Source organism: Pseudolactococcus piscium (genome assembly GCF_002441695.1).
GTDB classification, from domain to species: domain Bacteria; phylum Bacillota; class Bacilli; order Lactobacillales; family Streptococcaceae; genus Pseudolactococcus; species Pseudolactococcus piscium.
The window spans coordinates 98,363-119,247 of sequence record NZ_JXJW01000005.1; the positions used below are offsets into that span (position 1 = coordinate 98,363).

Below are 20,885 nucleotides of genomic sequence, written 5' to 3' on the forward strand. Positions count from 1 at the left end.
CCTTACACCTTCTCTTTCACGTTTTTGCCTAGGATACCGGCAGGACGGATTAAAAGAATGATGATCAAGACAGCATAAACCACTGCATCTTTATAGCCTGCTACCCATGATAATTTACCTGGAAGCGACTGAGCAACTGTCTCAAGCAGACCGATAACGATACCGCCAAGCGCAGCACCAGGAATGATCCCAATCCCACCGAGAACTGCTGCAACAAAGGCTTTAAGCCCTGGTGCCATCCCCATAAGTGGATCGATCGAGCCATAATAAAGACCAATTAAGACACCAGCCGCACCAGCAAGTGCTGAACCAAGTGCAAAGGTAAAACTAATCGTCCGATCGACATTTATCCCCATCAGACGTGCCGCATCTGCCTCAACTGAAACAGCACGCATGGCTTTACCCATTTTTGTCTTCTTAACGATGAGCTGCAATAAAATCATCAAAATAATAGCTGTTACTAGAATCATCAGTTGCACATTTGTGATGGTCACGCTACCTAGTGAATACTTTTCTACGCTAATCGCACTTGGAAATTGACGTGAGGCAGAGCCGACGAAATAAATCATCACGTTTTCAAGCAAGAATGATACACCGATTGCAGTGATCAAGGCTGCCACCTTACTTGACTTACGTAGTGGCCGATAGGCCAAAAATTCGATGACCATCCCCAATATCGCACAGCCAATCATTGACAAAATTAAGGCGATGAAAAAATTTAAGTGCAGGAAGTTAATAAAATAATAACCCATAAAAGCGCCCATCATATAGACGTCTCCATGCGCAAAGTTGATGAGTTTGATAATCCCGTAAACCATAGTGTAGCCAAGCGCTATCAACGCATAGACACTGCCGAGAATCAAGCCGTTTACAATAATTTGCATTGCTTTTCTCCAATTTATATTCTTAATAAGATAATATTATCTAACAAATGTAGACAATTAGTCTATTTATTTTACCATAATTTTCAGAAAATTCAAGATGATTGGCCATTTAAATTGCTTGATAAACCGGGACGATTTATAAAGTAAACATTGCTTCCTACTGCGAAATCAGCTAATAATTATAGCGTAAATTTATAATATTTTAATAAAGTCACTTTATTTTAGATTATTTGTCTTTTTTTATCTAATTTGTGGTAAAATATTAACTATATTACTTAATTTTTGATTAAGAAAGGGAATCACATGGGAAAACATGATCAACCATCGCTAATTTATACTAAAAAAAATGCAGTGAAACTCGCATTAAGTACTGGGACAATTGCCGGAGCATTCGCCTTGACGACTATCACAGCAGCCGCAGACACTTACATCGTAAAAGTCGGAGATACACTATCAGGCATTGCGGCAAAGCATGATACATCTGTGAGCGCACTCTCTAAACTCAACAATATTCAAAATATTCATCATATTAGTATCAACCAAAAGATAGAAACGAGTCAAGCAGAACAGGCTGAACTACCTAAACCAGCAGAGCAAGCAGCTACTGTAAACTCTAAGTCAACTGATGCCCCTCAGACATCAGTTGGCGCATCAACACCAGCAGTGACTTATGTCGTTAAAACAGGTGATACACTTGGTTCTATCTCAAGCAAGCAAGGCGTCAGTGTTGCAGAGATCATCAAACAGTCTAAACTTCAGGATGCTAACCTGATCTATGTTGGTCAAACACTCCTCATCAAGCCTGCTGTCACAATCTATGTAGGCGGTGCACTCAGTATCACAGCATCAGATTTAGCCAAACAAGCAGGACTTTCTGAAACAGCTGCACAACATGCGATTGATATCGCCAATCACTTGATGGGACAAGAAGGCTTTACTGTGCAAGGTGCTGCTGGTACCTTAGCCGTTGCTGAACGTGAATCAGGATTTAATCCTGAGGCCATTAATCCCTCCGGTGGTGTAGCTGGTATCTTCCAATGGTCTGGCTGGTCAAATAACATCAACGGCAATCGTTGGGGTCGGGCTAGTGAAAAAACATTGTCGATGCCCGTTCAGCTAGAACTTGTCTCTACCGAACTGAACAGTAATTTTAAAAACGTCAAAACTTTAGTAGGTAATGCTACTGATCCTAAACAGGCAAGTTTAGATTGGACTGTTTATTATGAAGGGGTTGCCTTAAGTGACCCACAAACAAAAGAGAAAGCACTATTAGCTAATGCCGAAAAATGGTACGACCTACTTAAAGACCATGTAACCGATACAGAGGCAGATGCTGTTGATGTCCCATTTGATGTCACCAAAGGCGCTTATAGCAGCACTGGAAATACCTATGCTTCTGGCCAATGTACCTGGTATGTGAAAGACATATTCAAGGCACGCATGGGCGATTACTGGGGAAATGCCAAAGACTGGGCAGCTTCAGCAAAACGTGAGGGCCTTCCTGTTGACCATAACCCAATAGCCAACCAAACGATTGCTGTCTTTCAACCTGATAGCGCTGGGGCAGATGCAACCTATGGCCACGTTGCAGTTGTTATCGGTGTAAATGGCGATAGCGTAACGATCAAAGAGATGAACAGTACAGCAGGAATTGGTAAAACAAATACAAGAGTCATTCCTAAGTCAGCCGCAACTTATATTCATATGACCTATTAATACACATAAAAAAAGCTGTCTTAGGACCAATGTCATTAAGTTAAGAAAAACCTACTCAATCGAGATTAAATTCCGATCGAGTAGGTTTTTTTATGTTGTAAAATTGCTTAGACCTGACAAACCTATTGCGGGTTAACCACTTCAGCAGATACTTCCTTGCCATTTTCAAGCTTGACAAGATAGGCAGATTTAACTGGATCATGAAACTTGTTGATGGTAATCGTACCAGTCACACCCTTAAAATCTTGCAGTTTGGCAAGGCCTTTAGCGATATCAACTGACGTTTTAGCATTTTCAGCTGTTGCCGCTGCTTTAACCATCATGACCGCATCGTAAGCACAGGCTTCATAGGTAGAAGGCGCTGTCCCATATTTTGCCTTATATTTTTTGATAAAAGCTTCTGTCTTATTGTTTGCCGGTTTTAAACTTGAAAAACCTGATACAAAATAGACATTCGTAGCAGCTTTTTCTCCTGCTAATGCTGCAAAGGTAGGATCTGCTAGCACATCTCCCCCAACAATTGGCATTGACATGCCTAAGTCACGTGCTTGTTTGACAAGGATACCCGCCTCTTGGTAGTACCCTAATACGATAAGTGTCCCAAATTTTTCATTTGCTAATTTAGATAGTTGAGCTTGGAAGTCTTTTTCACCAGCTTGATAGGTAGCCACTTCGACAATTTTACCCTTATATTTATCTTTAAAGTTTTGAAAGAGACCCTTTGCATAGTCCGATGAGTTGTCATAATAGACCGCGACCGCTTCATCCTTTAAGCTATTTGTTACAAAATCAGAGATCACTTTCCCTTGGAATGAATCCGGGAAAATGGCACGAAACACATATTTCTCAACTTGATTTCCCTTGTGTGTCAACTCATCATTGGTTGACGTTGGGGCAACAATGGGCACTGCAAATTTAGTCGCGTTAGGAATCATCGCCTTCGTTTGGGAAGAGGCATTCGTCCCAATAACAGCATTGACCTTATCATTTGACATCAAATTTGCGGCAACTGTTGCTGATTCGGCATTATCAGATTTATTGTCCTTCTTGCTAACTTCAATTTTTTTACCATTTATGCCGCCAGAAGCATTTAGTTCTGCGACTGCCATGTCCGCACCACGTTCACTCCCTTTACCATAAGCGGCTAGGGCGCCCGTCATTTCAATATCATACCCGATCTTAAATGTTTTGCCGATAGCATTGCCATTAGCACTCCTAGCAGCTCCTGGAGGTGCACAAGAGGCCAGTGTCATGACTGCTGCTGCAGTTATCACACCCACCAAAACTTTAGACATTTTTTTCATGGTATTCTCCTAATAAGATGAGTAGTCAGATAAAGCGTCAGCATATTGTACCTTACTGCTTGGCCTCCGCAGTTTAAGGCACTATTTAATCTATCTGTAACAATTTTAATTATTATTGTATCAATTTTCTGAAAGTTGTCAAGTAATTCTCTGAAAAACAAGGAAAATAGTGTAATCTAACCTTAAACGTTCGGTTTTTACCTGCTAGTAATTCAGCCTATCAATACCTAACTTTTTCAAAAAAAAACAGTTTGCTATAACTGTTTTTAAAAGACTATTTAAGGCTAATACTAAGTAGAACACGTGATTATTTGACGATTTCTGCAGCAACTTCTTTACCATCTTCAAGTTTTACCATCACAGCTGACTTGACTGGATTATGATGCTTATCGATATCGATCGTCCCTGTCGCACCGACCAATCCTTTGACATTACCTAAAGCCTTGGCTAAGGCAACAGAATTCTCAGCCTTAACAGACTCCGCTGCTTGCTTGATCATGTAAACAGCATCGTAGGCGCAGGCCGCAAAGGCTGACGGTTCTTCATTGTAAGCCTTTTGATAGGCGTCAATAAATTTTTTCGTTGTCTCATTAAATGGTGCTTTAGTCGAGAAACCTGCTACGTAGTGGACGTTCGTTGCCGCATTCCCTGCTAGTGCTGTATAAGTTGGATCAGAAATACCGTCACCACCAACAATCGGTTGGGTGATGCCCATTTCACGCGCTTGCTTTGTAATTAACCCACCCTCAGCATAATAACCGATCAAGGCAATCGCATCGAACGATTTATTCTTAACCTTAGTTAAGGCAGCTTGGAAATCCTTGTCTCCAGCTTGATAGCTCAAGGTATCAACAATCGTCCCTTTATAGTTGGCCTTAAATGTTTTAAGAATCCCACGGGCATAGTCTGATGAATTATCATAATAAACCAGCACTTTTTTAGCATTTAGCGATTTTTCGGTGTAATTAGCGATGACTTTTCCTTGAAAGGCATCAGGGAAAATCGTCCGAAAAATATAAGGTTGCACCTTATCATTTTTATAGGTTAAGCTATCATTTGTACCAGTTGGGGTAATCAAAGGCACTTGTGCCTTAGTCACATTTGGTGTCGCTGCAAGTGTACCACCAGAAGACATCGGCCCAATGATGGCTGCTACTTTATCATTGTTGGTCAAATTTGACACAACCGTCGCAACCTCACCATTGTCAGTTTTATTATCTTTAACAACTAACTCGATTTGCTTGCCACCAATGCCACCTTTGGCATTGATCTCATCAGTAGCTAGTTGGATGGCATTTTTTTCAGCATTACCCGGTGCAGCATAAGCGCCAGATAATTCCATATTCACACCTATCTTAACCGTTTTGCCAATGGTATTACCCTTATCTGAGCCACTTTGACTAGTACCTGGTGCACTACCACATGCTACCAAAAGTACAAGACCCAGTACTGAAAGGCCTAATATCGCTATCTTCTTCATTCATTCTCCTAATACGGACAAAAATCACAAAGCCTATCTGGCTTTGTGACATCGCCCCAGCATATGTGTTGGGTTAGTCAGGTTTAACAATCGTTTCTGACGCTTCTTTACCATTTTCAAGTTTGACTACAACCGCATCTTTGACAGGGTTATGGTCTTTATCGACTGAGATATCTCCAGTTGCGCCTTTAAATCCTTTAAGTTTAGCAAGCCCATCTTTAACATCCACAGACGATTTTGCTTTTGTATCCTCTGCTGCTTGTTTGACCATGTAAACAGCGTCATAAGACAGGGCATCAAACATAGACGGTTCAGTCTGATATTTTGCTTTATAGCTAGTAATAAATCGCTTCGTTACCTCATTTGCAGGAGTTTTACCTGAATAGCCCGAAACATAATAAACATTAGTCGCCGCAGCATCACCAGCAAGTGCGATAAAGGTAGGATCGGCAAAGCCATCTCCACCTAGAATTGGCTGTTGTAGACCAAGCTCACGTGCTTGTTTTGTAATCAAGCCAGCTTCACTATAGTAGCCAGGCATGACGATTGCATCAAAATCCTCAGACTTAATCTTAGATAAGGTTGCTTGGAAGTCTTTATCACCAGACTGGAAAGTCACTTTATCAACAATCTTACCTTTATACGTCTTTTCAAATGACTTGGCAATACCTTTAGCATAGTCAGAAGAATTATCATAATACAAGACAACTTTTTTAGCATTTAGTTTATCTGCTGTATAGTTAGCAAGCACTTTACCTTGATAGCTATCCTGGAAAGTCGACCGGAAAACGTATTGATTGACTTTACCATTTGTAATGGTTAGTGTATCATCAGTTCCACCAGGTGTTACCAATGGTACTGCACCCTTAGTGACGTTTGGTGTCATTGATTTAACAGCTCCTGATGTCATCGAACCGATAATCGCATTCACTTTATCATTGTTAATCAGGTTTGACGCAACTGTATTGGCTTCGACGTTATCAGACTTATTATCTTTTGAGACAACTTTTATTTGTTTATCATTAATCCCACCAGCTTTATTGATTTCATCAACCGCAAGATCCGCACCTTTTTTACCCGCATTACCATACGCTGCTACGGCACCTGAAAGTTCCAAGTCGTAACCTAATTTAAAGGTATCGCCAATCGGTGTCCCTTTAGATTCTGATGCTTTACCACCAGGTGCTGCGCTACATGCTGCTAATGAAAATGCTGCTAAACCGGCGGCTGCTATTATGCCTAATGCTTTTAATTTCATAACTTGTTTCTCCTACTGTCTCTAAGTCTATATAATATTCTGAAAATTCAGTTCTTAAATAGTATACAAAATAATCTGACAATTGTCAACGATTTTATTTAAAGTAAGCAACGCATACTAAATAGAAGAAAACAGACAAGTTTCAAGCACGATAGGCTAGCTTAAGCAGAGCTAATCTGCCTCGTTCACTTGTCAGAGTCACTTTGACGCACCTCACTTGTATCTATTATGAGTGTGACAGGGCCATCATTCTGGAGAGTAATTTGCATATCTGCCCCAAACACACCTGTGACCGTTTTAATTTCAGCAGCTAATGCTTGATTAAATTGATCATAAAGTGCCTTGGCATGGGTTGGGTGACCAGCCTTAGTAAAACTGGGCCGATTCCCTTTTTTGGTTGCTGCAAATAAAGTAAATTGGGAGATAGACAAAATACTACCATCAGCAATCGCTTTAACAGATAGATTCATCTTGCCATCAGCATCTGAAAAGATCCGTAGATTAACGATTTTTCTGACAGCATAGCTAATATCTTGCGCTGTATCAGCATCCTCTATCCCAACAAAAACTAGCAAACCTTGCTTGATTTCCGAAAAAATAGCCTCATCAATCATACAGCTAGCAGATTTAACACGTTGAATAACAAGTCTCATATCTAATATTTTACCATTTTTTTAAGAATCGAGATAGGATAAACTGACGATTATCCCTGGAAATTAACCATTTGTCCGTTTAACACTATAGACATCTGGTACCATCTTGATTTTATCCACCACAGTTGTCAATTCTGATAGATTTTTTATCATCAGTTTGACATGAATATTTGCCATTTTGAGGTCTTTAGTTGGCTGTGCGTTAATCGAAATCAACTTTTTGGTCGTATTCGATAAGACTTGCATGACATCATTGGCAATACCAGTCCGGTTGAAGCCAAAAATATCGATATTGGCGATATAATCTTTACTGCCTCTTTGCTCTTCCCACTCAACAGCAATTAACCGATTTTCATAGTCTTCTTGACTTTTGACATTTTGGCAGTCGCTCCTGTGGATTGATACACCACGACCCTTGGTGATATAGCCTACGATATCATCTCCTGGAACAGGATTACAGCACTTACTCATGCGAACGAGCAAGCTATCGATACCCGCAACATTAACACCGCCATCATGGCGAATCTTCATCACCTCGCCGGTCGTTTTAACCTCGCCACTCATCAGCTCTTCAGCTTCTTTACGCGCTTTTTCACGCTCAATTTCACGACGTTCATCTTCAGTCAGCTTGTTAAAAACGGTCACAACACCCGTCTCGCCAAATCCGATAGACGCATACAAAGCATCCGCATCTCTAAAATTCAGCCGATCGCAAACAGGTTCCAAGTGTTTCTTATCCAAATACTGATTCGGTACAAAGCCATTATCCAGTAGATAGTCTTGCAACAGTTCACGGCCCTTATTAATGGACAGTTCTTTGTCCTGATTCTTGAAAAATTGCTTGATTTTATTGCGTGCTTTATTGGTTTTAACGAGTTTGATCCAGTCACGACTCGGACCAAATGATGTTTTGTTGGTGACGATTTCGACCACATCACCTGTCTTCAAGACATGTGTGAGCGGTGTCATCCGACCATTAACTTTAGCACCGACTGCCTTATCCCCAACTTGCGTGTGAATCGCATAGGCAAAGTCAATCGGACCAGATCCTGATGGGAGTTCTTGTACAGCACCATCTGGTGTAAAGACATAAATTTTTTCAGATAAAATGTCCTCTTGTACAGCCTTAACAAAATCTTGCGCATCATTTGACTCATCTTGTAATTCTACTAATTCATGAATCCAGTTCAAATTCTGTGTAATCTCATTTGCCGACACTTTTTCTTGACGACCAGACTTGTAGGCCCAATGTGCCGCCACACCATACTCGGCGATTTCATGCATTTCCCGAGTCCGAATTTGAAATTCCATTGGCCCTTTAGGGCCATAAACCGTCGTGTGAACTGACTGATAGCCATTTTCCTTAGGATTTGCGATATAGTCCTTAAATCGACCTGGCATCGGCTTCCAAAGATCATGAATATAGCCTAATGTCGTATAGACATCACTAGTTGTATCTAAAATACAACGCACCGCAATCAAATCATAAAGCTCATCAAACCGCTTCTTCTTATCATGCATTTTGCGATAAATACTATAGATATGCTTGGGACGACCATAAATATCCCCAATCACACCCACTTTTTCAATATAATCCCTTAATTTTGTCGTAACTTCTTCGACTAATTTCTCACGGTCAGCCCGTTTTTCCTTCATTAAGCCTCGGATGCGGTAAAATTCTATCTCATCCAGATAGCGAAATGACAGATCTTCTAGCTCCCACTTGATACGAGAGATCCCGAGACGATGTGCAAGCGGTGAATAGATGGCCATCGTTTCACTAGAAATACGTTTTTGTTTGTCGGGACGCAAGTGCTTCAAGGTTCTCATATTATGCAGGCGGTCGGCTAACTTAACCAGAATCACGCGCATATCTTTAGACATGGCCATCAACATTTTTCTGTGATTTTCGGCTAGTTGTTCTTCGTGAGATTTATACTCGACCTTACCAAGTTTGGTTACACCATCTGTAATCACACGGACTTCCAGACCAAAGGCTTCCTCTAAATCATCCAATGTACTTTCTGTGTCTTCTACGACATCATGAAGAAACCCACACGCTACAGTTACCGCATCCAGTTTAAGATTAGCGAGTATACCGGCTACCTGGATAGGATGGATAATATAAGGTTCACCTGATTGGCGATACTGTTCTTTGTGCGCATTTGTCGCGTATATCAGTGCTTTTTTAACGAGAATAAGATCACGTTCGCCCATATATGTTTCTGCTAGGGCGACTACCTCTGCTCCGGTGAGATTTGGTTCACTTGCCATGTTGTTTATGTTTGTCTCTTTACACTAGCTACCCTAGCGCAAAAAGACAATTCCTTCCTAAAATGAATATAATTAATCTTATTCTATCACTTTTTAGGCACAAGAAAAAGACTTGCGGCCTAATAGCCTCTCTAATTTTTCTTTTTTCATCTAAACATCAGATTCTATGCCAACTACAGGGATACAGCATTTACCCGATAACATTTTTTTATTGCCCATATAAAAAAATGCTATCCCCAATAAGGGTATGCCAATGATAGAATTTAGGTCTAGCAATAAATTAACGATAGGGATATCGCGTTGTTTCTTCTTTATGCTAAACGTCTAATCGATTAGTTGAGAAACACAAATAGGTGGCCACCTCTGAATATGATCCTCTCTGGAGGGGGGGACGTGGCCTGAAAAATAGGAAATCAGGAGTATCGGGATGAAGAAATTAAAATATGGGGCAGTCACGCTATTATTTGCAACAGCAGGTTTATTTTTAGCTGCTTGCTCGACAACTAGTTCACCAAATAAAGCAACGACGAGCAAAACAGAAACGACTAAAGACGCGTCATCTTTCACTTATGCAATCAGTGGCAATCCAGCATCACTTAATCCGATTAACACGAGTGATCGTTGGGGACTTACCGTCACTAACATGATTTATTCACCACTTGTTGCAATCGAAACAGATGGGACGCAAAAAAATATACTAGCAGACTCGATTGAAGCGGCTAAGGATGGCTTATCGGTAACTGTCAAACTCAAACAAACGATCAAGTGGTCAGATGGCGAAAAGTTAACTGCAGATGATGTCGTCTTTACCTATACGCAGAAAGCTAAGAAAGAAAATGGCAACGCCGACAAACTCTGGATTGGGGGTAAACCGATTACCATCCAAAAAGTCGACGACTATACTGTTAAATTTATTTTACCCGAGCCAAGTGCCGCAGCCGTTAATAATATCGCTACAGAAACCTTTATCATCCCCAAACATATCTATAAGGATGTTACCGACTTTTCCGTTAAGGAACTGCCTGTAGCACCCGTAGGTACCGGTCCTTACAAATTAAAAACATATAAGACTGGTGAGTATCTCACTTTTGAAGCAAATAAAACTTATTTTGGTGGTACACCGGCAATCAAAAACGTGACCCTACGCATTATTGAAAATAATGATACGGCTAAAGTTGCCTTGCAAAAAGGGGAAGTAGATGCTGCAGTAGTATTGCCTAGCGCTATTTCGGACTTAGACAGCCATGATATAACCGTCTATCCTTATTCTGAAACCCGAGTGGGCTATTTAGGCTTAAATACCAAATCTGATGCCTTGACCAATGTTAAGGTCCGTCAAGCAGTGCTCTATGCCTTAGATAAGTCTGAATTAAATCAAGCAGCTTATTTGAATAAAAAGTATTATAGTACGCCTAACTCATTCCTACCGCCAAGCAACCCTTTTGCAACTGAGTCAGTTAACACATATAAAACGAACACGCAAAAGAGTAAAGCATTACTTGCAGAAGCTGGGGTCTCTGATTTGAAACTCAATATCGGTTTCTCAGCAACTGATCCTGCGCAAACAGTCCAAGCCACACTGATTCAACAACAACTCAAAAAAGCAGGTATTACAGTGACGCTAGAGGGTGGCGATGGCACTGCAATCTATTCAGAATTAAAGAAACCTGGTTCAACTAAATACAATCTATTCTTAGGTGGCTATATCATGGGCAATGATCCTGATTTATATGCTGCATTATTCAAAACAGGTGGGAGTTCAAATTATTTCCAAACCAATAATGCGAAAACAGACCAATTATTTGATAAGGCAGCAGTTGAAACAGATCCGACCAAACGTAAAGCACTCTATGACCAACTACAAAAAGAGGTTGCAGACGACGCACGAATCTACCCAATCGTGGATAATAAAAAGATTCTCGCAGTCAACAACCGAATTGCCAATGTTAAAAAGGCTAATTTAGTCCCAATTTATACATTTGAAGATCTGTCTAAATTGACCATTAAATAAAAAATAAAGCTGTGATAGGAAACATAGTCACAGCTTTATTTGATGATATGAAAGGAAAAATAGTGGCTAGTTACATATTAAAACGGGTTCTACAAGCAATCCCATTATTACTGATTATATCATTTATCGTATTTTCGCTGATACACCTTGCACCATATGATGTCATCGATTCGATTACGACACCAAATATGTCTAATGACCAAGTGGCCTTGCTTCGAGAAAAATACGGATTAAATGATACGTTTATTGTCCAATATGTCAAATGGTTAAGCCAAATGCTTCATGGCGACTTCGGCTACTCCCTGATCAATCAACATAGTATTACATCGGAGCTAGCGGTTAGGTTACCAAATACAATCCGCTTAGTCTTACCGGCTTATATCACGGCACTCTTTTTGGCAATCACCTTGGGCTTAACTGCATCAGCAAATAAAGGCAAATTTTTAGATCGAGCTGTCGACGGCATTGCCTCTATCGGGATTGCAGTGCCAACATTTTGGTTTGCCATGATTTTAATTTATCAGTTTGGTTACCGGTTAAACCTTTTTCCGATTATTGGGATGCACACCATCGGTAAAGAAAATGAGTTGGCAGATTTTATAGCCCATTTCACCCTGCCTTATATCACCTTAACAGTTGCCTTTTTCCCGGAATTAACCAGATATATTCGCGCATCAGCTAATGAACAAATTACCGAGGACTATGTCACTGTCCAATCAGCTTTTCAAGCCACGAGATGGGAAATTTTCAGCCGACATATCAGTCGAAATATCCTAATTCCTATCGTGACCCAAATTGGCTTAGCGCTACCTATGTTAGTAACGGGTGCGATTATCACAGAATCTATTTTCAGCTGGCCGGGCGTAGGACCCTATCTCTTGTCAGCAACAAAGAGTCTAGATTATCCTGTCATCATGACCTTACTGCTACTATCAGCAACCTTGGTTATTTTGGGCAATTTATTATCTGATGTCCTCTACGCTATCGTTGATCCGAGAATCAGAAGAGGAGGAAAGGCATCATGAAAAAAACGAAACAGATCAAACAGATGATAGGCGCCTCTCCCATATTTATAGGATCAATCCTCTTTTTAAGTCTGCTGTTTGCTTTAACACTACTTGCACCATTAATCCCTATTGATCCAAATGCACCAGATATCAGTCACATATCCCAGTCGCCAAGTTGGCAACACTTATTTGGGACTGACGAAATCGGCCGTGATTATTTTATCCGAGTCCTGTATGGTGGCCGCATTTCTTTATTCGTTGGTATTTTAGCAATGCTGACGGCAACGCTGATTGGCACACTGGTTGGGTTGATTTCAGGTTATTTTGGTGGCCTAGTTGATAGTCTTTTAATGCGATTTGTCGATATCTTGTCGTCAATTCCCTGGCTGATACTCGTCATTGTGCTTAGTGTCTTCTTAAAACCTGGCTTGACGACGATTATTATCGTGATTGGTGGCTTTTCTTGGATGCGAATTGCGCGGTTAATTCGCGCTGAGACACTCTCAGCAAAAGAGAGAGAATACGTCATCTACTCCAAATTTCTAGGAGAAAACTGGGTTAAAATCATCGCCAAGCATATCTTACCCTCAGCACTACCAACTTTGATTGTTGCTGCATCCCAAAGCCTCTCTGGTGCCATCATGACAGAAGCTGCTTTAAGCTTTTTAGGTATGGGCATCCAGCAACCCATGGCATCCTGGGGTAGCCTGCTACAAAACGCACAGAGTAGTTTACAAAGCGCACCTTATATGGCCATTTTGCCAGGCTTATTTGTTGTCCTAACTATCTATGCCTTTAATAATCTAGGGGATCTCATCAAGTTAATCATACAACGAAAGGAGGGCTAATAACCTGTGACTAAACATCTAATTGAAATCAGTGAGCTAGAGATTGACTTTCGCAAGCAACATACCACGACGTCTCTTGTTAAGCATATTAATTTTACGGTTCCAAAAGGCGCTATCATGGGAATTGTTGGCGAATCAGGTAGCGGTAAAAGTCTTGTCATGAAGAGCATGATGAATCACCTACCTGATGGGCTAGCAAGTCAATTTAAAACCTATACCTTTGATGGTAAGCCAGTCGATAAAGAGACGAAACTACCTATTTCGATGATTTTTCAGGACCCGATGACCGCACTTGATCCTGTTAGAACGATTGGCTTTCATTTGGTTGAAATTATTCAACGCTTTCAAAACATCCGAGGTAAACAGGCTAAGCAGCTCGCAATAGCTGAACTAGAAAAAGTGGGGATTGAAAAGCCACAAACACGGTTTAGACAATTTCCACATGAACTCTCAGGCGGGATGCGACAAAGAGTTTTGATTGCCATGGCACTATTAGCCAAACCCGACTTACTAATTGCTGACGAGCCGACAACTGCATTGGATGTCACCATCCAAGCACAAATTTTAAAACTAATCCGCGCTTTAAATCAAAAAGAAAAGCTGTCCGTTATTTTGGTCTCGCATGACTTTGGCGTGGTGGCAGGCATGTGTGATTTTATTCAAGTCATGTATCAAGGCCGTATTGTCGAAACAGGATCTGCTGAGGATATATTTTATAACCCCGCCCATACCTATACAAAGCAACTCTTATCTTCAGCTAAACTGGGTGATAAACATGATGCCTTGCCAGTTTTCAACTACCAAGAAACCCTAGCTGATGACCTTATTTTGCATCAGTTATCACCGACACATAGCGTTTGGCTAGAAAAGGGGGTGAAGTGATGTCAGAATTAATACGCGTCTCAAGACTTTCTAAAACATTTACAACAAAAGACTGGCGAGGTCGTAAATCAACGATTAAGGCCGTTTCTGAAGTGAATTTAACACTAGATAAAGGGGAGACTCTAGGCTTGGTTGGTGAATCTGGCAGCGGCAAAACAACGCTAGGCCGACTGGTGTTAAACTTGGAAACCCCGAGTTCTGGCAAGATTTTCTATGCTGGTAAAGATATGGCAGCCGTAAATGCTGCCGAGCGAAAAAAAATGAATCAGAAGATGCAAATCATCTTTCAAGATCCCTATTCAGCTTTAAATCCTAGATTGACAGCAGTAGAATTAGTAATGGAACCCTTACTAGGTATACCAAAAAAATTGGCAAGACAAAAAGCAATCGACACTTTAGCAATCGTTGGCATAACAGGTGACGCCGTAAATAAATTCCCAGCTGCCTTCAGCGGCGGCCAAAGACAAAGAATCGGCATCGCTAGAGCAGTTGTCAACCAACCCGAATTCATACTTTGCGACGAACCGACTTCTGCATTAGACGTCTCAATCCAATCACAAATTCTCCATCTCCTGCAAAAACTCCAAGAAGAATTAGCCTTATCCTATCTGTTTATATCCCATGATTTATCGGTAATCAGACATATCTCAGATCGAATTGCTGTCATGTATCAAGGACAACTCGTCGAGCTTGCACCTACCGAGCAGTTGTTTGATAACCCCCAACACGCCTACACAAAAAAATTATTAGCTGCTGCACCGATTGCCGATCCCCATCTAGCAAGACTTGCACTAGAAAATGAGGAGATCGACGAGGTCATCACCTTGTCCGATAAGTTTGACTGGCACCAGATTGATGAAGATCATTTTGTAAGAAGAGAGCAATAGCGCGACTGAAATTTAAGCGGTAATACCAATCAAGCTATTTGAAAAAAGAAAGGCTATCAGTTTTTTACACTGACAGCCTTTTTATTATTTTGATTTCTACGATTTTTATGCGTTAGACTATCTTACCACGTCCTATCAAATTGACATCTTAAGTGAGGCTTCTGCTAGGCTAGCCATTTGCGATAAACTAGCTTTTTCTAGTAAATAAACACGATCACTATAGGTGAACACCTCAGTCAAATTATGAGAGGTAAAAATAACTAATTTCTCCTTACTTACTTGTTGTAACAACCTCAAGGCTTGTAAGCGCCGCTTCTCATCAAGGCCATCCAGTAGTTCATCTAGTATTAAGACATCACTAGGTATAGAGACCGCAAAGGTAACGGCAAACAATTCCTTCATACCAAGTGAATACTTGCCTATCTTTTGCTTAAAGAAGTCAGCTCCACCCATCACCCTTAGGTTGTCTTCAAAAATCGCCCGCTCATCCTGAGCTAATAACTTCAAATAATCATTAGCACTGAGATGCTGATCAAATATTGCCAGACTAGGCACATAAGACACTTTTCCACTTGTCACACAAGTCCCATCCGTTTTGATTTCGCCACTAATCATACTAAATAAGCTACTCTTGCCAATCCCGTTTCTACCGATAATGCCGTATAACCCAGTCGCTGGCAAGTCAAAACTCAAGTTATCAAATAGAGGTGTTGTCAGATTTTTAACACGTAAGCCTGTCATAGTTTACCCACTTTCCGATAATAATACTGATGATAGAGATAAGCTGAAATACTTAGAAAAATGAGGCTGAGACCCACTAAATAAACAACGCCTATCAGCAAAAAATGATCCGGTAGTATCTTGACATCGTTTGTCAGACGACCATAGCCCAAATACTCAAAAGGGATAAATTTTTTAAATGGTTGAAACCAAACCTCTTTCTCCAAAGTTAAAAAACCAGTTAAGCAGACAACAATCAAACCAATCACGACCAAGCTTTTTTTGAATATTAAAGACAAAAGTTGCCCGAGGCTCCCAATAAATAGCAAAGAGACTAAAAATAAACCTAGGCTTTTCAAGCTTAACTGCCAGATTGGGAAAATACTCCCATCACTGAGTAAATAGGGATAGCGCCAGGTACCAAAACCGTTCAGAAGTCCACTTATGAGATATATGCCCACAAATGTGAGCACAGTTACCACACCAACTACCCCTATCGGAATCAGTAGTTTTAGGACCAGCTGTCTAAACTTCCGCCCACCGATTAATTGGTAGAACCTGATTTGAGAACTCTCGATATCAGCACTGACAACATCTGAGATAAGGACAGTAATGAGAACAAAAAGCGTCGTCGCTGACAGCCAGTGTAAGATAGCACTTCCAGTCTTAAAACTAGCATCTGCTGCATCGTTTGCCATCAGTCCCATTTTACCACCAACTGCTTTGACAGCTAGATAGTAGTTGCTGCTATTCAGTCTGTATTGATCGTCATCTGAGCCGGCAATATCACCTGATTTAATAGCTGCAAGATCTGCTTTATATGCTAAAGTAGCAAATCGATCAAGATCATCTGCAGTTAGGGCTTTGAGTTGCTCTGAGAACATTTTTTCATCTGCTTGGGCGAGTATGAGCTGCTTGGCTAACATCGTATCTTCAGGAGCTGATGCGACTAGAGTTTTAATAGCAGCGACCGAATGTTGGGACTGCTGTAAATTGGTCGTTGTAGCCGCCAGAGTCCTGGTTTTAGATTGTTGATTAACCAACAGCTGGTTAAAACCGAACAAAACTAAAAAGAAGAGAACCAAAATTGCCAAACAGATTTATTTTTGGGATTTTTGATAAATCGCTTGAGTTCAAAGTAAGTTAAGGTCATAATTAGTGTCCACTTTCTTTTACGCTAGGAATTAAATGTCACATCCCTATACACTAAAAAACTGCTAAATCAGGGTCATAATGAAACTAGGCTACTATACCGATTATAGCATTGATAACACATTTTTTGTTACCAAAACTTCTCATATAATTTTCATAATAAATGATATGAAAAAATGATGTAAAAAATAACCAGAACAGCATCACCTGATCTGGTTTATTTGCTTACACCTGCCAAGGCTCAAAATAGAGACTAGCTTAACTACCTAACAATTCAGTATAGAAAGAAATCGCTGATAAGACATACATCGGTGCCGTTTCTGCACGCATGATGCGTGGTCCTAACCCGATTGTGACTGCACCTAAATCAGTGAAGGTGCTCACTTCTTCTGGTGAAATACCACCCTCAGGTCCAAAAATCACAAGGATTTTCTGTTGACTATCCAGGGATGCTAATACTTTGGCAAAGGCTGACGCTTCGCCATCTTTTGCAGCGGCTTCATAAGCGACAAGCACCTGATCATACTGTTTAAACAGACCAGTTAAGTCTGTCAACTGGTCTAAGATAGATACAGTAGGGATGCGTAAGCGCTTGGACTGCTCGGCTGCCCCCTTTGCAATTTTTTGCAGCCGCTCTGTTTTCTTGGCTGCTTTTTTTGCATCCAATCTCGTCACTGACCACTTTGCAGGAAAAGCAAGCAAGTCAAATGCCCCAAGCTCAGTTACTTTTTGTGCGATAAACTCTAACTTGTCCCCTTTGGGTAACCCGACTGCGATCGTCACATTTACAGGGAGTTCGACTGTTCTAGACAGGGTTTCCAGATAAGATAGGGTTTCTAGATCCTCGTTTACTTGGGCTAATATCAGCGTCTGATCCGCAAAAACAACCTGAACTTTCATACCTGATTGCGCACGAAGAACCGTAAAAAGATGATGACTGTCTGCCTTATCCAGCCTAAAAGAAGGCGCCGTCTCAGATAATTGTTCAGCTAAAAAATACTGTTGCATGGTGTCCCTATCCTCCGATTACACGATGATCTTCATCGGCCTTCTGTAAGATTACACAGTGCCATTCCCCTTGTTGCATCTGTGTCATGAGTGAAAAACCTGCTTGCTGGCATTTATCTAAAATCATTGCCGATTTACTGTCGATAATCCCACTCATAATCAAGCAACCACCCTCATGGAGCAGATGATAGGCATCTTCAATCACATGCATGAGAATATCAGCTAGAATATTTGCAACAATGACATCCGCTTTAATCTCGACAGTTTTTAACAAATCCCCAGATTTAACCGTGATGTTTGTCATCTCAGGATTGAGCTGGATGTTCTCCTCAGCTACCCTGACTGCTACCTCATCCAAATCAAAGGCATGAATATCCCCTGCACCCAGTAGATTAGCTGCGATAGATAAGACGCCCGACCCAGTACCAACATCTAGTAGCGTTTCCCCACCTCTTAACGTCTGCTCCAAAGCAAACAAAGATAGCTTTGTCGTTGGATGTGTCCCAGTACCAAAAGCCATACCTGGATCCAGACGGATGATTTTTTCATCCGACGAAACAGGCGCATAATCAGTCCAGGATGGGACGATTGTCAAGCCATGAGAAATACGTGTTGGTAAAAAATATTGCTTCCAGCTATCCGCCCAATCATTTTCGGCCAAGCTTTGTGTCATGACCGTAAAAGCACCTGGTTGTAAGCCAAAATCTATCAAGCCAGCTATCTGCGCCCGAACTTGCTGTGAAAGTTCAATAATTGAGATATTTTCTGGATAATAGGCTTTAATGATAACCGTGTCTAACTGAACCACATCAGGTAGAATCTCCCCAAAATGATCCACGTTGTTTAGATAATCTTGTGTATCCTCAATCGCAACACCTTGCGCCCCAGCCTCGATTAACATATTGCTAACCGCTTCCTCGGTTTCACGTGAAACCTTGACTGATAATTCATTCCAATTATTCATTTTTTATAGCTTCCTTTTTTAAGTTTAGGTGATGCGCAATTTGTCGGCACAAGGGCTACTAACCTGACGATAGATCACTGCACTTTCTTGTCTTATTATATCAAAAAAAGCGATCACTCGCTTTTTTAGTTACCGCTTAGAACCCTTGTGATTTCATATAATTGCCAAGTGCTACGCCAGCAGCTTGCGCTTCCAGGATATACTTGTTGATGTCAGCATTTGAAAAGTTACTATCATCGATACCAGCTTGTCGTAAGGCTTCACGCCCTTCTGTAACTGTCATCACCTTAGCAGCCTCACTAGAATCTTTCGACCACTGACTTTCTTCTGTATCACCATGTGACTGGGTATCTTCTTGCTTAGTAGCAGACGAGGGGGCTATTTCGCTACTACTTGAAGCTGCAGATGTCTTTGTTGATTCTGATGCTGACTTGCTTACCTTACTCGACTTACTTTTAGCTGTCTTATCTGTACTGTCAGTCTTGGTTTTTTTATTCCCACATGCAGTTACTAAAACGATAGTTGACAGTATGAGTACAAGTACAACTGATATTTTCTTCATCATAAACTATTGATCTCCTTAATATCTTGGATAGGGCAGAAACGTCGTCTCCGTCAACGACCCCATACCTGCTTCAAAGGCTGCTTTATCAAAAGCACCTGAAAATTCTGCCTCATCAGAGACTAGAAAGTCCATCAACGCATCCAATTCGTGATCTGCCGTCTCCTGCAAAAAGGTCACAAAATAGGTGATAAACTCTAGTGACAACCCTTTCTTAGGATCATAAGGGAACATGGCTAAGTATTCGTCAGCCACTAATTTTGACTTTTGCGGATTATAAAAGACAACTGCATCCTCAAATGAAATATTATCACGTGATGCCTCAGCATCATCAGCAGTATCTGTGACTGCCACACCTGGATTTTCAACATCAAGCAAGTAAAATATTTCTACAGCATGGTGCTTTTTATCCCAATTAATCTCATAGTCATATGTAAAATTTCTTGTTAGTTCATGATCTAATGCATCTAAAAAACCATATTTTGCCATATCTCTCCTCAAATCTACTAGCTATTCCATTTTCTGTTAAAGTAACACGAAACCAAAGTGATCACTTGATTTCTCTGTCAAATTTTTTAAACAGCTTATACTATCATTATACCACACAGACATACCCTATAAAAGACTAACATTCTCTGATATCCTTATTTATCGACAATTTATTGGAAAGAAAGATGTGACAGATTGCGTTTTTTATCCTCATATGTCGCTATCCTTAGCCAATATTGTCAACTAAACCTAGTCATTATATGGATTAGTATCCTATTTTTTTACAAGCAACATAAGAAAAAACGATTGATAAGGGTTATAAAACTTGTTATTATGAGAAGCATAACCTAACTGATGTAAACCCATTATCTTTTTAGAAAATCAATCTATCGCAAGGAGACATTATGACGAAAAAGACACTTTTATTTGGCTTATCACTTCTATCCTTTTTCTCACTCTTTTTACCTGCAACTTTAAAACCAAATAGCCAAACCTTTCAACTTGATAAAATCAGCTTTTTTAAGATTTTGATGACGAGACCTAACGCAGCTATTTTTATTTTATCTGCGCTACTATTTGTCATTATAGCCTTTAATTTCCTAAGTCAGTCACGTGTTTTAGCGCTCGGCTTATTGATAGGGGCTTACTATCAATTCATCATCAGTTATGTCAACTGGTCTTATTTAGGAAATCAGTTCTTTTCTATTTATTTATATGGCTTTTGGCTCCAACTTATCCTGACCACTTGTATTTTTATCGTGTTGGGCAAACAATTAAGACAGTAAA

19 protein-coding genes are annotated in these 20,885 nt (G+C 40.5%); 7 read left to right on the forward strand and 12 right to left on the reverse strand.

Features of this window, described 5'->3' with window-relative positions:
* Positions 1 to 2: 2 nt before the first annotated feature.
* Positions 3 to 884, reverse strand: a complete 882-nt coding sequence (locus tag RU86_RS03770; protein ID WP_096814123.1) for a branched-chain amino acid ABC transporter permease — start codon at positions 882 to 884, stop codon at positions 3 to 5.
* A gap of 303 nt (positions 885 to 1,187) precedes the next feature.
* Between RU86_RS03770 and RU86_RS03775 the strand changes: the two genes are divergently transcribed.
* A complete protein-coding gene (locus tag RU86_RS03775; RefSeq protein ID WP_096814124.1) occupies positions 1,188 to 2,600 on the forward strand; it encodes a phage tail tip lysozyme in 1,413 nt (470 codons plus the stop codon).
* 122 nt (positions 2,601 to 2,722) lie between these two features.
* Here RU86_RS03775 and RU86_RS03780 read toward each other — a convergent pair whose 3' ends face one another.
* The 5 genes from RU86_RS03780 to RU86_RS03800 form a co-directional block, all read right to left on the reverse strand.
* Complete coding sequence (locus RU86_RS03780; RefSeq protein WP_096814125.1) at positions 2,723 to 3,904, reverse strand: ABC transporter substrate-binding protein; 1,182 nt, start codon at positions 3,902 to 3,904, stop codon at positions 2,723 to 2,725.
* A 307-nt stretch (positions 3,905 to 4,211) separates the two neighbouring features.
* A complete protein-coding gene (locus RU86_RS03785; protein WP_096814126.1) occupies positions 4,212 to 5,384 on the reverse strand; it encodes an ABC transporter substrate-binding protein in 1,173 nt (390 codons plus the stop codon).
* A gap of 73 nt (positions 5,385 to 5,457) precedes the next feature.
* A complete protein-coding gene (locus tag RU86_RS03790; RefSeq protein ID WP_096814127.1) occupies positions 5,458 to 6,642 on the reverse strand; it encodes an ABC transporter substrate-binding protein in 1,185 nt (394 codons plus the stop codon).
* Between the two features lie 185 nt (positions 6,643 to 6,827).
* Positions 6,828 to 7,295, reverse strand: a complete 468-nt coding sequence (dtd, locus tag RU86_RS03795) for a D-aminoacyl-tRNA deacylase (RefSeq protein WP_096814128.1) — start codon at positions 7,293 to 7,295, stop codon at positions 6,828 to 6,830.
* A 63-nt stretch (positions 7,296 to 7,358) separates the two neighbouring features.
* On the reverse strand, positions 7,359 to 9,569 hold the full coding sequence (locus RU86_RS03800; protein ID WP_096814129.1) for a RelA/SpoT family protein: 2,211 nt from the start codon (positions 9,567 to 9,569) through the stop codon (positions 7,359 to 7,361).
* 427 nt (positions 9,570 to 9,996) lie between these two features.
* Here RU86_RS03800 and RU86_RS03805 point away from each other — a divergent pair, with 427 nt between their 5' ends.
* The 5 genes from RU86_RS03805 (at position 9,997) to RU86_RS03825 (ending at position 15,204) form a co-directional block, all read left to right on the forward strand.
* Entirely contained in the window at positions 9,997 to 11,580 is a 1,584-nt protein-coding gene (locus RU86_RS03805) for an ABC transporter substrate-binding protein (RefSeq protein WP_096814130.1), read from the forward strand.
* A 62-nt stretch (positions 11,581 to 11,642) separates the two neighbouring features.
* Complete coding sequence (locus tag RU86_RS03810) at positions 11,643 to 12,605, forward strand: ABC transporter permease (protein WP_096814131.1); 963 nt, start codon at positions 11,643 to 11,645, stop codon at positions 12,603 to 12,605.
* Positions 12,602 to 13,435 carry an ABC transporter permease gene (locus tag RU86_RS03815; RefSeq protein WP_096814132.1) on the forward strand — a complete coding sequence of 278 codons (834 nt, stop codon included), beginning with the start codon at positions 12,602 to 12,604 and terminating at the stop codon, positions 13,433 to 13,435. Before RU86_RS03810 ends, RU86_RS03815 begins: the two co-directional genes overlap by 4 nt.
* A 6-nt stretch (positions 13,436 to 13,441) precedes the next feature.
* Positions 13,442 to 14,317, forward strand: coding sequence for an ABC transporter ATP-binding protein (locus tag RU86_RS03820; RefSeq protein WP_096814133.1), 876 nt, complete (start codon positions 13,442 to 13,444; stop codon positions 14,315 to 14,317).
* Complete coding sequence (locus RU86_RS03825) at positions 14,317 to 15,204, forward strand: ATP-binding cassette domain-containing protein (protein WP_096814134.1); 888 nt, start codon at positions 14,317 to 14,319, stop codon at positions 15,202 to 15,204. Before RU86_RS03820 ends, RU86_RS03825 begins: the two co-directional genes overlap by 1 nt.
* 135 nt (positions 15,205 to 15,339) lie before the next feature.
* Here the strand turns inward: RU86_RS03825 and RU86_RS03830 are convergent, their stop codons facing one another.
* From RU86_RS03830 to RU86_RS03855, 6 genes are all read right to left on the reverse strand, one after another.
* The gene (locus RU86_RS03830; RefSeq protein ID WP_096814135.1) at positions 15,340 to 15,945 is read right to left on the reverse strand and encodes an ATP-binding cassette domain-containing protein; all 606 of its coding nucleotides are present in this window, start codon (positions 15,943 to 15,945) and stop codon (positions 15,340 to 15,342) included.
* Positions 15,942 to 17,018, reverse strand: coding sequence for an ABC transporter permease (locus tag RU86_RS03835; RefSeq protein WP_245810472.1), 1,077 nt, complete (start codon positions 17,016 to 17,018; stop codon positions 15,942 to 15,944). The genes RU86_RS03830 and RU86_RS03835 overlap by 4 nt, the downstream gene beginning before the upstream one ends.
* A gap of 316 nt (positions 17,019 to 17,334) precedes the next feature.
* The gene (locus RU86_RS03840) at positions 17,335 to 18,084 is read right to left on the reverse strand and encodes a 16S rRNA (uracil(1498)-N(3))-methyltransferase (protein WP_096814136.1); all 750 of its coding nucleotides are present in this window, start codon (positions 18,082 to 18,084) and stop codon (positions 17,335 to 17,337) included.
* A gap of 7 nt (positions 18,085 to 18,091) precedes the next feature.
* Positions 18,092 to 19,048, reverse strand: coding sequence for a 50S ribosomal protein L11 methyltransferase (gene prmA, locus RU86_RS03845; RefSeq protein WP_096814137.1), 957 nt, complete (start codon positions 19,046 to 19,048; stop codon positions 18,092 to 18,094).
* A 136-nt stretch (positions 19,049 to 19,184) separates the two neighbouring features.
* Complete coding sequence (locus RU86_RS03850) at positions 19,185 to 19,613, reverse strand: hypothetical protein (RefSeq protein WP_096814138.1); 429 nt, start codon at positions 19,611 to 19,613, stop codon at positions 19,185 to 19,187.
* A gap of 15 nt (positions 19,614 to 19,628) precedes the next feature.
* A complete protein-coding gene (locus RU86_RS03855; protein ID WP_096814139.1) occupies positions 19,629 to 20,099 on the reverse strand; it encodes a DUF3013 family protein in 471 nt (156 codons plus the stop codon).
* Between the two features lie 404 nt (positions 20,100 to 20,503).
* Here RU86_RS03855 and RU86_RS03860 point away from each other — a divergent pair, with 404 nt between their 5' ends.
* Positions 20,504 to 20,884, forward strand: a complete 381-nt coding sequence (locus RU86_RS03860; protein ID WP_096814140.1) for a hypothetical protein — start codon at positions 20,504 to 20,506, stop codon at positions 20,882 to 20,884.
* Position 20,885: the final 1 nt, after the last annotated feature.